At 61.1% G+C, this 13393-nt stretch carries 13 protein-coding genes; 6 read left to right on the top strand and 7 right to left on the bottom strand.

Annotated features, from left to right (window positions below):
• Positions 1 to 28 precede the first annotated feature (28 nt).
• The 3 genes from rsmG to ABSE61_RS03935 all read left to right on the top strand — a co-directional run bounded on the left by rsmG (position 29) and on the right by ABSE61_RS03935 (position 2540).
• Positions 29 to 748 (top strand): 16S rRNA (guanine(527)-N(7))-methyltransferase RsmG, encoded by a 720-nt coding sequence (gene rsmG / locus ABSE61_RS03945; protein WP_423869761.1) that lies wholly within the window; start codon positions 29 to 31, stop codon positions 746 to 748.
• Positions 745 to 1596: a ParA family protein gene (locus tag ABSE61_RS03940; RefSeq protein WP_423869760.1), complete on the top strand. Its 852-nt coding sequence runs from the start codon at positions 745 to 747 to the stop codon at positions 1594 to 1596. Before rsmG ends, ABSE61_RS03940 begins: the two co-directional genes overlap by 4 nt.
• A gap of 65 nt (positions 1597 to 1661) precedes the next feature.
• The gene (locus tag ABSE61_RS03935; RefSeq protein ID WP_423869759.1) at positions 1662 to 2540 is read left to right on the top strand and encodes a ParB/RepB/Spo0J family partition protein; all 879 of its coding nucleotides are present in this window, start codon (positions 1662 to 1664) and stop codon (positions 2538 to 2540) included.
• 68 nt (positions 2541 to 2608) lie between these two features.
• Here ABSE61_RS03935 and holA read toward each other — a convergent pair whose 3' ends face one another.
• The 4 genes from holA to ABSE61_RS03915 all read right to left on the bottom strand — a co-directional run bounded on the left by holA (position 2609) and on the right by ABSE61_RS03915 (position 8749).
• Entirely contained in the window at positions 2609 to 3637 is a 1029-nt protein-coding gene (holA, locus tag ABSE61_RS03930; protein ID WP_423869758.1) for a DNA polymerase III subunit delta, read from the bottom strand.
• A 134-nt stretch (positions 3638 to 3771) separates the two neighbouring features.
• On the bottom strand, positions 3772 to 4317 hold the full coding sequence (gene lptE / locus ABSE61_RS03925) for an LPS assembly lipoprotein LptE (RefSeq protein WP_423869757.1): 546 nt from the start codon (positions 4315 to 4317) through the stop codon (positions 3772 to 3774).
• Positions 4304 to 6928, bottom strand: a complete 2625-nt coding sequence (gene leuS, locus ABSE61_RS03920; protein WP_423869756.1) for a leucine--tRNA ligase — start codon at positions 6926 to 6928, stop codon at positions 4304 to 4306. The genes lptE and leuS overlap by 14 nt, the downstream gene beginning before the upstream one ends.
• Positions 6929 to 7054: 126 nt before the next feature.
• Entirely contained in the window at positions 7055 to 8749 is a 1695-nt protein-coding gene (locus ABSE61_RS03915) for a diguanylate cyclase domain-containing protein (protein WP_423869755.1), read from the bottom strand.
• Positions 8750 to 8887: 138 nt separating this feature from the next.
• Here ABSE61_RS03915 and ABSE61_RS03910 point away from each other — a divergent pair, with 138 nt between their 5' ends.
• Positions 8888 to 9595, top strand: a complete 708-nt coding sequence (locus ABSE61_RS03910; protein WP_423869754.1) for a YggS family pyridoxal phosphate-dependent enzyme — start codon at positions 8888 to 8890, stop codon at positions 9593 to 9595.
• On the opposite strand, the gene ABSE61_RS03905 is transcribed toward ABSE61_RS03910, so the two are convergent.
• Together ABSE61_RS03905 and ABSE61_RS03900 are read right to left on the bottom strand one after the other, a co-directional pair.
• Positions 9592 to 10377, bottom strand: a complete 786-nt coding sequence (locus ABSE61_RS03905) for a 2-keto-4-pentenoate hydratase (RefSeq protein WP_423869753.1) — start codon at positions 10375 to 10377, stop codon at positions 9592 to 9594. The two genes, ABSE61_RS03910 and ABSE61_RS03905, sit on opposite strands and share 4 nt — an antisense overlap.
• 15 nt (positions 10378 to 10392) lie before the next feature.
• Positions 10393 to 10962 (bottom strand): L,D-transpeptidase family protein, encoded by a 570-nt coding sequence (locus ABSE61_RS03900; RefSeq protein ID WP_423869752.1) that lies wholly within the window; start codon positions 10960 to 10962, stop codon positions 10393 to 10395.
• A 223-nt stretch (positions 10963 to 11185) separates the two neighbouring features.
• Here ABSE61_RS03900 and ABSE61_RS03895 point away from each other — a divergent pair, with 223 nt between their 5' ends.
• Positions 11186 to 11872 carry a response regulator transcription factor gene (locus ABSE61_RS03895; RefSeq protein ID WP_422253855.1) on the top strand — a complete coding sequence of 229 codons (687 nt, stop codon included), beginning with the start codon at positions 11186 to 11188 and terminating at the stop codon, positions 11870 to 11872.
• 194 nt (positions 11873 to 12066) lie between these two features.
• Positions 12067 to 12507, top strand: coding sequence for a cyclic nucleotide-binding domain-containing protein (locus ABSE61_RS03890; RefSeq protein ID WP_423869751.1), 441 nt, complete (start codon positions 12067 to 12069; stop codon positions 12505 to 12507).
• 36 nt (positions 12508 to 12543) lie between these two features.
• Here the strand turns inward: ABSE61_RS03890 and ABSE61_RS03885 are convergent, their stop codons facing one another.
• Positions 12544 to 13359 carry an exodeoxyribonuclease III gene (locus tag ABSE61_RS03885; protein ID WP_423869971.1) on the bottom strand — a complete coding sequence of 272 codons (816 nt, stop codon included), beginning with the start codon at positions 13357 to 13359 and terminating at the stop codon, positions 12544 to 12546.
• Positions 13360 to 13393: the final 34 nt, after the last annotated feature.

The following is a 13393-nucleotide window of genomic DNA, read 5'->3' as shown; positions in this document are numbered from 1 at the left end:
TGTTTCACGTGAAACAAAACGATTCTCCATGAACGCGACCACTCACCGCCCCGAACCTGGTGCCAAGACTCCTTCGCAGCAGGACCTCGCCGCCGACAGAGCTGCTGCGCTCGCGCTGACGCCTGTTTCACGTGAAACAGAGGCGCGGCTGGATCGCTTCGTCGATCTGCTATGGACATGGCAGGCGAAGACCAATCTCGTCTCGCTTTCGACCTTGCCAAAACTTTGGAGCCGGCACGTCTCGGACTCGTTGCAGCTCCTCGACCTCGCTCCGGCTGCGAAGGTCTGGATGGATCTCGGAAGCGGCGGTGGCTTTCCGGGAATGGTTCTGGCTTGCGCTCTCGCGGACAGGCCAGGCGCGTCGGTTCATTTGGTGGAGCGCAACGGCAAGAAGGCCGCCTTCCTGCGTGAGGCGTTGCGTGTCACCGCAGCACCGGGGGTGGTCCATCTCGCCGGCATTGAGGATATTGTGGATAGGGTGGTAGAGCCGATCGATTGCGTCACCGCGCGTGCGGTAGCTCCGCTACATCAGCTCATCGGCTTTGCTGAACCTGTGGTAAAGAAGGGTGCAAAGGCCCTGTTTCTCAAAGGCCAAGATGTAGAAGTAGAATTGACCGAGGCCACTAAATATTGGAACATTAAACCTCTTTTGCATCCCAGCCGCACCGGCGGACACGGCTGGATTGTCGAGCTCGATTGGATCGAGCGATGCAACCCATCCAAAAGCGCCGATGGCAGTACGCTATGAGCGAAATAGATCAAGGTTTACAAGAAGATAGTACGCAACCCTTGCCGGGCCATCCCCGCATCCTGGCGCTGGCCAATCAAAAAGGGGGAGTCGGCAAGACCACCACGGCGATTAACCTCGGTACCGCGCTCGCCGCCATTGGCGAACGGGTGCTGATCGTCGATCTCGATCCGCAGGGCAACGCCTCGACCGGTCTCGGCATCGATCGCCGCAGTCGCAATTGTTCGACCTATGACGTGCTGATCGGCGAGGCAGCTTTGCGCGAAGCGGTGGTGCCGACCGCGGTGCCGCGCTTGCATATTGCTTCGTCGACGATGGATCTCTCGGGTCTTGAGCTTGAATTGGGAATGACGGCCGGCCGTGCCTTCCGTCTGCGCGATGCTATCGCGGCCCTCAATCACAACGTCTCGCCGGATGCCGATTACACCTACGTTCTGATCGACTGCCCGCCGTCGCTCAATCTTCTGACCGTCAATGCCATGGCGGCTTCGGATGCGATTCTGGTGCCGTTGCAGTGCGAGTTCTTCGCGCTCGAAGGCTTGTCGCAGCTCCTGCAAACCGTGGAGCAGGTGCGCTCCACACTCAATCCGAACCTCTCCATCCACGGCATCGTGCTGACGATGTTCGACTCGCGCAACAACCTGTCGAACCAGGTCGTCGCCGACGTCCGGCAGTTCATGGGCAACAAGGTCTACAACACCATGATCCCGCGCAACGTGCGCATTTCCGAGGCGCCGTCCTACGGCAAGCCGGTGCTCGTCTATGATCTCAAATGCGTCGGCAGCGACGCCTACCTCAAACTCGCAACAGAAGTCATCCAGCGCGAGCGTGAGCTGCGGACGCATTAGGCGAGAAGAACTATCCGGACCGAACACGACACGGGAGCGTTGAGTTGAATCCAAGGGAGCTGGCGATGGCCGACGAAGCGCGTTCGCGACTGGGGCGCGGTCTTGCAAGTCTGATCGGAGATGTCGGCGGCGAAGCTGCGCATGTCGACCGGCCACGCGCGCAACGCAAGGTCCCGATCGAATTCCTCAAGCCGAATCCGCGCAATCCACGCCGGGAATTTCCCGATGCCGAGCTGAAGGAACTGGCCGATTCGATCAAGCAACACGGCGTGATCCAGCCGATCGTGGTTCGGCCGGTGCGCGGCGCGCAGGATCGCTTCGAGATCATCGCCGGCGAACGCCGCTGGCGGGCTTCGCAGGCCGCGGGCCTGCACGAAGTGCCGATCGTGCCGGTCGACGTCAGCGATTCGGACGCACTCGAGATCGCGATTGTCGAAAACGTCCAGCGCGAGGATCTCAACGCGATGGAGGAGGCGCAGGGCTATCACGCGCTCGCCAACGAATTCAAACGCAGCCAGGAAGATATTGCGAGAATCGTCGGCAAGAGCCGCAGTCATATCGCCAACATGATGCGGTTGACGAAACTGCCGGCAGAAGTGCAGGCCTATATCGCGCTCGGCCAGCTGTCAGCCGGCCATGCCCGTGCGCTTATCGGAGTTCCCGATCCCGCTGCCGCCGCGAAACGTATCGTCGAAGAAGGTCTCAACGTACGCCAGGCCGAAGCCCTGGCCCATGTGGAAGGCGTGCCGGAGCGCAAACCGCAAAAGGCGAGAGGCGGCAAGGCAAAGGATCCCAACACGGTGTCGCTGGAAAAAACCGTGAGTGACGCGCTCGGACTTGCCGTCAGCATCGATCATCACGAAACCGGGGGCATCGTCCACATCCGCTACCGCGACCTCGATCAGCTTGACGATGTCGTGCGGCGGTTGAGTTCCAAATCCTGATTTCAAGTGTTGAGATGATTTTATCTTAGCCCGCATCACGGGTTCGTTCCCGCAGCGCGGCGACGGCTTCATCCCCGCCGTTTTGCATTCACTGCAATGGAAAGCAGTGCGCGTTGCGCAATGACGGCGGCGAGCGTTGCCTGCTTGCGCATTTCGAGCGCCGCGGTCGCTAGCTGATCGATGACCAGCGTCAGCCGCGCCGCATCGAAATTGCGCAGCGCGGTCTCGACATTGGCCTTCCGGGAAAAATGCAGCCTTGGAAATCCGCCATCGAGCACGACAGAGCTCGGCGTTCCCTCGGCGATTGCGAGCGCGGATTTGTGCAGCCACGCGGCCTGGCGCTGGGCGGCGGAAATGATCACGCCGGGATAGGTGCCGGCCACCATGGCCTTGGCGAATTCGGTCTCGACGACGGCAGGATTTCCGGCAAAGGCGCCATCGACGATCGGGTCGATCTTCAACTCGGATGCATCGGCCACGACCGCCATCACGTCATCGAGGGTTACCTCGCTTTTTCCGTGCGCGTAGAGCGTGAGTTTACGCAATTCATTCCGCGAAGCCTGCCGGTCGCCGCCGAGCAAGTTCATCAACACGGCGCGGGCATCCGGAGCGATACGCAGGCTCGAGAGCTTTAGCTCGTCGTCGATCAATTTCGCCAGATCACGTTCGGTGTCGGGATAGCAGGCAATTGCGACGGCGGTCTTGGCACGCTCACAGGCCTTGCGCAGCGGCGATTCGGGCCGCAGCTCGCCGGCCTCGATCACGATGCGGCAATCCTTGAGCGGTGTTTCCGCCAGCGCATCGATGCCGCTAGCAAAACTCCGCGAGCCGGCGCGAACGCGAATGGCGCGGCGGCCACCGAACAGCGGGATCGTCAGCGCCTCATCAACCAGTCGGGACGGCTCGGCCGAAAGCTCGTCGCCGTCCAGCCGCACCAGCGAGAAAGGATCATTGGCATCGTCGACCGCCGACGCCAACAACGCCTCGGCGCGCTCGCGCACCAGGCCCGCGTCCGGACCGTAAAGCAGGACGATCGGCCGCCCCGGATCCGGCCGGGCGAGAAAACTATCGATTTCTCTTCCGCGCAGCGCCACCATGGAAGGACCAATACCTGTCGTTTTCGGATCGGCGAAGCCGCTGTCTTGAAGCCGCCGCCTTGGGCGAAGGGCAAAGATCGCGACAAAAAATCTGTGGCTCGCGCCGGCAGGCGCGGCAAGGAAGGCCTGATACCTCAGGCGCCGGCGAAGAAGAACGAAGCCAGGCGCGTCTTGATGTTTTCGGCGACCTCCTGAGAGGCACGATCCTCGGCATCGCGCAAAGCGCGTTCGCGGGCAAACCGCTGATAGCTGCCCGGAATGTCGTAGGTGACATGCGAGAACGTTGTTCCCGTCATCACCGATTTGTTGGTGGCGTTGTCGATCAAGTTGAACTGCGCGTCGAGGCTGTAATTTTCGCTGGTCGGCAACCCCGTCGTAGTGTCGGTCATCAGATCACTACGTCCGGTGTTGAATCGGATCTCAAGCCTGTGAGTAGGTGTCGTCCCCGTAGCATTGCCATAAAGCTTGAACGCCAGCGCATTGCGGATCGCCACGCCCAACCGGGCGTCACGCGACGAGTTCGGCTTGTTGACCGGAGGGAGTTCCACCCCCATCAATTTTTCCCGCAGGCCCGGCGTGCCGTCTGTGTGTTCGGCATACATCGGCTGGAAGCAGCCGGCCGTCAGGGAGGCCAAGGCGGCCACGGCGAGAAACCGAGTGACGATCTTAGCCAACGACATTCACGATCCTCATCGGAACAACAATCACCTTACGCACGGGCTTGTCCCCCAGAGATTGTTTTACCGCATCAAGGGCCAAAACGGCAGCCTCAATTTCTGGATTCTGGGCGTCGCGGGGCACCGTGACCTCGCCCCGTTTCTTACCGTTGACCTGGACCACCAGCGTCACGCTGTCTTCAATCAGCAAATCTCGTTCGATTTTGGGCCAGTTTGCTTCCGAAACCAGACCCGATCGGCCGAGCAGCACCCAGCAGGCCTCCGCCAGATGGGGCATCATGGGCGCAAACAGTTGAACGAGAATCGTGGCGGCTTCCTGGATGGCCCAGCTCAGGTCTGGCGAGGGTTGCCCGGGGCGCGCCAGGACATCGCCCAGTGCATTGGAGAACTCCCGGATATAAGCCAGGCAGACATTAAAGTGGAGCCGCTCGATTCCGGTCGAAACCTTGTCGAGGGCGCCGTGGGCCGCCTTGCGCAAGCCAAGCGCGTCGGTCCCGAATGACGCAGGCTTTGCGGCAGGCGCCGTCTTGCCGGCCTCGGCCGCTTCATGAACGAGGCGCCAGAGCCGTTGCACAAAACGCGAGGCGCCCTGCACGCGCTCATCGCTCCAGATCACGTCGCGGTCGGGCGGGGAATCCGACAGCATGAACCAGCGGGCCACGTCGGCGCCGTAGGTCGCGATGATGTCGTCGGGGTCGACCGTGTTTTTCTTCGACTTCGACATTTTCTCGATGGCGCCGATCGCAACCGGCTCACCGGAGGACAGCAGCGTGGCTTGCCGATCGGCGCCCGCGCTCTCGACCTTCACCTCCGCCGGCGTGACGTAAGTGCCATCGGCTTTCTGATAGGTCTCGTGAACCACCATGCCCTGGGTGAACATGCCGGCGAACGGTTCTTTGATGTCGATGTGACCGGTCGCCTTCATGGCGCGGGTAAAGAAGCGGCTATAGAGCAGGTGCAGGATCGCGTGTTCGACGCCGCCGATATACTGATCGACCGGCATCAGGCGGTTGGCGACATCGGGCGTGGTCGGGGAGGTCTCGTTCCACGGATCGGTGAAGCGCGCGAAATACCAGGACGAATCGACGAAGGTATCCATGGTGTCGGTTTCGCGCAGCGCCGTGGCCCCGCATTGCGGGCAATTGACGTGCTTCCAGGTCGGGTGATGGTCGAGCGCGTTGCCCGGTTTGTCGAAGGTCACGTCTTCGGGCAGTACGACCGGCAGGTCCTTGTCAGGAACCGGCACGACGTCGCATTTCGGGCAATGAATCACCGGGATCGGACAGCCCCAGTAGCGCTGACGCGAGATGCCCCAGTCGCGCAGGCGGAAGTTCACCTGCCGCTCACCGACGGGGGAGTTGCCGCGCAGCTCCGTCTCCAGCCGCTTCGCGACCTCTTCCTTGGCCGCCTCGATCGTCATGCCGTCGAGGAAACGCGAATTGATCATTCGGCCATCGCCATCATAAGCGGTGTCCGTGATCACGAAAGTCTTCGGGTCCTGGCCTTCCGGACAAACCACCGGAATATTGCCGAGATGATACTTGTTGACGAAATCGAGGTCGCGCTGATCGTGCGCCGGACAGCCGAAGATCGCGCCCGTGCCATATTCCATCAGCACGAAATTGGCGACGTAGACCGGCAGCTTCCAATTCGGATCGAACGGGTGAACGGCGCGAATGCCGGTATCGAAACCCTGCTTTTCGGCGGTGTCGATAATTTCCTGCGCGGTGCCGGTGCGTTTGATCTCGGCGATAAACTCGGCCAGCTTCGCGTTCTTCGCGCTCGCTGCCTGCGCTAGCGGATGATCGGCTGAAATCGCCATGAACTTGGCGCCGAACAGCGTGTCCGGCCGGGTCGTGAAAATCTTCAGTTCGGTCTCGCCGGCCGGCGTCGTCGCTGCGTCGAGCGCGAAGCGAATCAGGAGCCCTTCGCTGCGTCCGATCCAGTTGCGCTGCATCAGCCGCACCTTGTCCGGCCAGCGGTCGAGTGCGTCGAGCGCGTCCAAAAGTTCCTGCGAGTACTTCGTGATCTTGAAGACCCACTGATTCATTTCGCGCTGTTCGACCACCGCGCCCGATCGCCAGCCGCGGCCGTCGATCACCTGCTCGTTGGCGAGCACGGTCATGTCCACCGGGTCCCAGTTGATCTTGCGCTTCTCGCGCTCGGCGAGACCAGCACGCAGGAAGTCGTTGAACATCTTCTGCTGGTGCTTGTAGTAGCCTGGATCGCAGGTTGCGAATTCGCGGCTCCAGTCGAGTGACAGGCCGATCGAGCGCAACTGCTTCTTCATCGCGGCGATGTTGTCGTAGGTCCACGCCTTCGGCGCCACCTTGCGTTCGATCGCGGCGTTTTCGGCCGGCAGCCCGAATGCGTCCCAGCCCATCGGGTGGAGCACATTGAATCCCTTGGCGCGCATGAAGCGCGCGAGCACATCGCCGAGCGTATAATTCCGGACGTGCCCGATGTGGATGCGCCCCGAGGGGTAGGGGAACATCTCAAGCACGTAATATTTCGGCCGTGGATCGTCGTTCTTGGCGGAAAAAATCGCCTTTTCATCCCACTGGCGCTGCCAATGGGGTTCGGATTCGCGGGCGTTATAGCGTTCGGAGCTCATGGAATCGCTTGGTGTTTCGTGGATTCGGGCCGTCATCAAAAGACGGCGGACTAGGCCACAAAAGCAGCTTTCCGGTCAACGGGTCGCAAGCCGACTGAGTGTCGTCCCAATGCCAACGCTGGCTGGCTAACTCGCCAGCGCGACGGAACCATTCTCGGCGGTCTGGCCAAGGCCATGTTCGGCAACCGTGTTGCGGCCGTTACGTTTGGCAACATAAAGGCTGGCGTCGGCGGCCTCCAGCAGGTCGCCCGGGTTGACCGCGTCGCTCGGCTTGACGCCCGCGACGCCGACGCTGACCGTCACCGCGAGATGGCTGGAGGTTGCGTGGGGGATCGCGAGATTTTGTACCGCGGCCCGCACCATCTCGCCGACCTCGAGCGCACGGCTCGTGCCGGTGTCCGGCAGCAACAGGCAGAATTCCTCGCCGCCGTACCGGGCCGCAAAGCCCGAGGTCGCTGCCGCAAGACCGGCAAGCGTCTCACCGATCTGTGACAGACAGGCATCGCCTTCGGGATGGCCGTAGGTATCGTTGAACAGCTTGAAGTGATCGACGTCGATCATCATCAGCGACAGCCTGCTATGGCATTGCTGGGCCTTCATCCACTCGAAATCGAGCCGGCTCTGGAAACCGCGGCGATTCGCAAGGCCGGACAGCATGTCGATCGACGCCATGACGGTCAGGCGGTTGTTCGACGCAATCAGTTCGAGCTCGCGCTCGGAAAGTTGGCTGGCCATCGCGTCGAAGGCGCGAGCCAGCGGCGCGAATTCGGCGGGCAACCGGCTGTCGACCGCACGTACCGACAAATTCCCTTCGCCGAAGCGCCGTGCGATCGCCACGAGCTTATGGATCGGCCGGATGATAAGAATTTCGGCCGCGGCCAGCGCGCCCAGCAGCACGAACACGCAGACCAATCCAAGCTGCAAATAGGCGTTGCGAATCTCATGGTTGATATCGGCGGCGACCATCGCTTCGTCGACAATCAGGATCAGCCGCGATTCGGTGCCGGGAATGCGCGAAAAGCTCAACGTGCGCTTGACCCCGTCCGAAGATGGGAACGAAAACAATCCGTTCTGCTGATCCGAATTGATCGCTCGCGTGACGGCTTCCGTCAGCACCGGGACGCCGGTCAGCGGGCGGCCGACCATACGGGCCAGGTCCGTCGGCGCTGCCATCACCGTTCCGGCGCTGTCAACGAGAATGGCCAGAATGCCGCGACGACCGCTGAGGTCGCTCATGATCTTCGACATCCAGTCGAGATTGACGCTGGCCACGATGACGAGATTGGACCCCGGATTGACCGCGGAAACTGGGTAGGCCGCGATCACGATCGGGTCATTGTTGTATTTGGAAAGCAGGAAATCGCTAAAGATAAGGTCGCGGGCCAGCCGTGCCCGCTTGAAATAAGTGCGGTCGTTCAGATCGAGACCGACCAGCGTATCCAGCGTCGCACATTTGATCCGGCCGTCGTTGCCGACAATCATCAGATTGCGGATCCACGGCAAGCTGACCGGGAGACTAGCCGACAGGGTGTCACAGCTTGGATTGGCAACACTCCTGGAGGCCTGAATATGGGCCGCCGATTTCAACACGGTCTCGACCGATGCAATGGCTTCGTGCTGGCTGTCGGCACTATGCTGGGCGAGATGCGCGAATTCGGAATAGGCGAGGGCGATCTGTTTGTTGCGGGCCTCTTCAAGCGAGCGGGCGCGTTCAAGCATCAAGGGCGCCACCAGGATCAGCGCCAGCAGTGCGAGCCGTGCGCGGATTCCAAGTAGCTTGTCCAGTCCCGATCTTTTGCGCTTGATGCTTGAGCCCGACATGCTAGTTGCCCATCCCGGAAACCAGCGTACAGACAAGGATTCAAGAAGCCTTCCTCGGAGTCCGTAAAAATGGAACCATCTCTGAAACGCTTGGTACCGCAGACAAATCGCCCGTAACTCACGCCCAAGAGCACCGACATGACCACTGAAGCCTCGTCGCAGTTAACCGAGCATTTACCGACCGGGCTTGCCACCGTCGAAGAGGCGGTTGCGCGGGCGTGCAAGGAGGCGCGGCGGGGTCGTGCCTCGGTTAATCTGATTGCCGTCTCCAAAACATTCGATGTGGATGCGATCGAGCCGGTCATCAAAGCGGGGCAGTTCATATTCGGAGAGAACCGCGTTCAGGAAGCCAAGGCCAAGTGGCCAGGGTTAATGTCCGCTTACGCCGGAATTTCCCTGCACCTGATCGGCCCGCTGCAATCCAACAAGACCAAGGAAGCGGTCGCGCTGTTCGATGCGATCCACTCGGTCGATCGTCCGAGCCTCTGCGAGGCCTTGGCCAGGGAATTCCGCATCCAGACCCGGCGGCCGCAGTTGTTCGTTCAGCTCAACACCGGAGAGGAACCGCAAAAGGCCGGCATCGCGCCGGCTGACGCCGACAGCTTCATCGCCAACTGCCGCGACAAATATGGTCTGCCGATTTCAGGCTTGATGTGCATTCCGCCGGTCGACGATGCGCCGGCGCCGCATTTCGCGCTGACCGCCAAGATCGCGGCGCGTAATGGGCTGAAGAATCTATCGATGGGGATGAGCGCGGATTTCGCGATCGCGATCGCGATGGGTGCGACCCACGTCAGAGTGGGCTCGGCGATTTTTGGACACCGCGCCGCGACAGTGAGTACCTAGCTAAATCCCACGGAAACCTTGCCAAACGCGCCGAAATCGGCGGCAAAAAAATCACCTGCCTGGATCGGTAACGGCGTGCAGCACGTTCCTGTCGTGACGACCTCACCTGCCCGCAGCGTGATCCCGAGCGTGCGCAACTCGTTGACGCACCAGGCGAGCGCCACGCGGGGGTCGCCGAGCACGTTCTTGCCATGGCCGATATGCCGCTCGCCGCGCAGCGTGATGACCGGCCGCTCTTCGATAAGATCGCGGGCGCGCCAATCGACGTTGGTCGGCTCACCCAGTACAAAGAGATGTGCGCAGGCGTTGTCGGCGATCAGTTGCGCTTCGCCGGCGCGGACGAAGCTGGTGAAACGCGAATCGGGAATTTCGATGGCCGGATGCAGCGTGCCGACGGCGTTGAGCACCTCCGGCACGGAATAGGGATTTGCCCGCGGCGGCAGGTCGTGCGCAAAGCGGAAGGCGAATTCAGCCTCGCCGACACGCATTTCGTTACCCTTCATCGAGGCGGTGCCGCCATCGGCGATGACGGTCTCGCTAAGGATACGTCCCGCGAGTGGCCCGCTGACATTGATATGTTTCTGTCCGGCCTCGCTCGTCGCGGCGATTTTCCAGCCGAACAATTTGCCGCTCGAATGTTTCGCAAGCTCGGCCTGGATTGCATAGCCATCGAGCCGGTCTTGCGGACGGGTCGCGGCGTCAAGGCTCTCAAGCTTGGTACCGGCACGCCAATGATCGTTCAGCGTCTTCGCGGCAGCCGTGATTTTGTCATTGTCGAGCATCTTGGTTTTCCGACGTCAGCCGATGATGATCTTGGTATGCGGGCCTATTTGACGCAAGAGTTGCAGCATCGCCGACTTTGTCATCGAAACGCATCCGGCGGTCGGCGAAAAATCCGCCCGCGCCAGATGAAGGAACACCGCGCTGCCGCGGCCGGCTATCGCGGGCTGCGTGTTGTGATCGATCTCGATGATGAAATCGTAGAGATGATCCTCGCGCTTCAGCCGGTCGCCGTCGTTATCATCGCCGAGTGTGAGCGGCCGATTGTAATGGCGGCTCGTGGGATCTTCACACCAGGCATCGTCGGCGCGGATGGCCCGAGTCGGCAAAAAGGTCCGCGGTTTCGGAAAGCGATCGGCGCGCCACCACAATTGCCGTGGCCGGAAAATCCCCTTTGGGGTCCCGCCGTCGCCCTCGCGTTTATTGGCGATGATTCCGTCCCGCCCCAGGGCGACCGGGATGGTGCAGGGGCCGGCGGTGAGCCAGCCACGGCGGGGGTTGCCGGCCGCGGCCCGGACCCTGATCGACGTCAGCGGCCCGTCACGCCTTATTTTTCGGTAAGTCTCTGAAAATCGGGAATTATCCATGTGCTTGCCGGGTCTCTTGATCGACGGTCATGAGACAATTCGTCCCCGCCGCATTACAGGACATTCATCTAAATGCACGCGAATCCTGAGGTAGATTGCGTTTCGGCTTGTGAATTCGTAACAGCCGCATACCTCATGACGAAAGTCTTGAAGACCCCCGTTTGACCAATACGACACGGCCCAAGCCCCCGGGCCGGCGCCGGTACCCCAAAGGACTGTACCCATGGCCAATGCCCGCAAGATCCTGATCGTAGATGACGATACCGATCTGCGCGATACACTGGTGGAGCAATTATCGCTACATGACGAATTCGAAGCCTCCGCCGTCGACACCGGAGCCAAAGGCGCGACCGCAGCCAAGACCGATGCCCCCGATCTGGTGCTGATGGATGTCGGCCTGCCCGATACCGATGGCCGCGAAGTCGTGCGCTCCTTGCGCAAGGGTGGCTTCAAGGCCCCGATCATCATGCTCACCGGCCATGACACCGATTCGGATACGATTTTGGGACTCGAGTCCGGCGCCAATGACTACGTCGCCAAACCGTTTCGTTTTGCGGTGCTGCTGGCCCGGATCCGGGCGCAGCTCCGCCAGCATGAAGCCAGCGAAGACGCCGTGTTTTCGGTCGGTCCCTACAGCTTCCGTCCCGGCTCCAAGATGCTGACGGGCGCCAATGCCAGAAAGGTGCGGCTGACGGAAAAGGAAACGGCAATTCTCCGTTTCCTGTACCGCGCAGGCCAGCTGCCGGTTTCACGCGAAACGCTGCTGCAGGAAGTCTGGGGTTATAACTCCGGCGTCACCACGCACACCCTTGAGACGCATATCTACCGTCTGCGCCAGAAGATCGAAAAAGACGCTGCCAATCCGGAGATCCTGGTAACGGAAGCCGGTGGTTACAAGCTGGTGCCGTGATACGCTCAAGTGTGGCGGTTCAAAAGTCCGCATCAATAATGCCGCGAGTTCGTCATGCGAACTTTTGGACCAAAGCCGCACTAGATTAATAGTTTGCCAGTGTCCTTTCGATTCCGAAGTTCGTAACCAGGGGCCGCGTTGTGAGACGAACTTCGGAATCGCTATACTAGAATTCGTCGCGCTTCCGGGTTTTCATGTCGATCGAAGATGATGTCGCCCTGCTGGAACGTGTCCCGACGCTTCGCGTGTTGGGCACGGCGGCATTGCGCATGCTCGCGATCGGTTCCGAACAACGCAGCCTGCCGCGTGGCTCGGTGCTGTTTTCCAGCGGCGAGGAGGCCGATGCCGGTTTCATCGTTCAGCGCGGTCAATTTCGCATCGAGGATGGCGGCGCCTCGGTCATGGCCGGTCCCGGCGCCTTGATCGGTGAACTCGCGCTGATCAAGGCGATGCGGCGGCCATCGACCGCGACTGCGATGGAAGATTCGTCGGTGATCAGGGTTGCGCGCAGCCTGTTTCAGCGGGTACTGGAAAGCGATCCTGCTGCGGCTCGGCGCCTGCGTGACGAATTTGCCAAGCGCACAAGCCAGATTGCCAGTGACATTTTGATGGCGGGCGCCAAGCTCAGCACCTGAGCCGTGTTCGCCCGGCCGGCGCACGATGCCGGAAAATCAGACATCGAGCGTTACCGTCACGGGAACGTGGTCGGATGGCCGCTCCCAGCTGCGCGCATCGCGCGTGATACGGAAGTCGCTCACGCGATCCTTAAGCGCGCGGGAGACCCAGATGTGGTCGAGCCTTCGGCCGCGGTCGCCCACCGTCCAGTCCGCCGCCCGATAACTCCACCAGGTATAGACCTTCTCCGACATCGGAATGCGGTCGCGCGCGACGTCGATCCAGTCGCCGTGGCTCTGGGCCGCCAGCAGCTTCTCGGTTTCGATCGGCGTGTGGGAGACAATCTTGAGGAGTTGCTTGTGGGACCAGACGTCGTTCTCATGGGGCGCGACGTTGAGATCGCCGACCAGAATATGATGGTCCTCGCCGCGCGGATGCAGCGGCTCGCACGATTTCATTTCGTCGAGAAAGCGGAGCTTGTGTTCGAATTTCGGGTTGAGTGCGGGATCCGGAATATCGCCGCCGGCCGGCACGTAGAAATTATGCAGCACCAGCGGTTTGGCGATTTGGGCGCGTTCGCCGAGCTCGACCGAGATGTGTCGCGAGTCGAGCTTGTCGCAGAAGGTGCGGATGTCGGTCTTTTCGAAGCGCAATCGCGAGACGATAGCGACGCCGTGATAACCCTTCTGGCCGTTCAGGGCGACGTGTTCATAGCCGAGCCGCTTGAAGCGTTTGAGCGGAAACGCATCGTCGATGCATTTGGTTTCCTGCAAACACAGGATATCCGGCCTCACCGACTTGATGAATCGGGCGACGAGGTCGATGCGCAGGCGCACCGAATTGATATTCCAGGTTGTCAGGGAAAGACGCATCAGGACCGGCGAGACAAAGTGCGTCCAAAGATGA

This window comes from Bradyrhizobium sp. (assembly GCF_049519115.1).
GTDB lineage: Bacteria > Pseudomonadota > Alphaproteobacteria > Rhizobiales > Xanthobacteraceae > Bradyrhizobium.
Note: the sequence above shows the minus strand (reverse complement) of the source record. Positions and strands in the feature narration are given on the sequence as shown.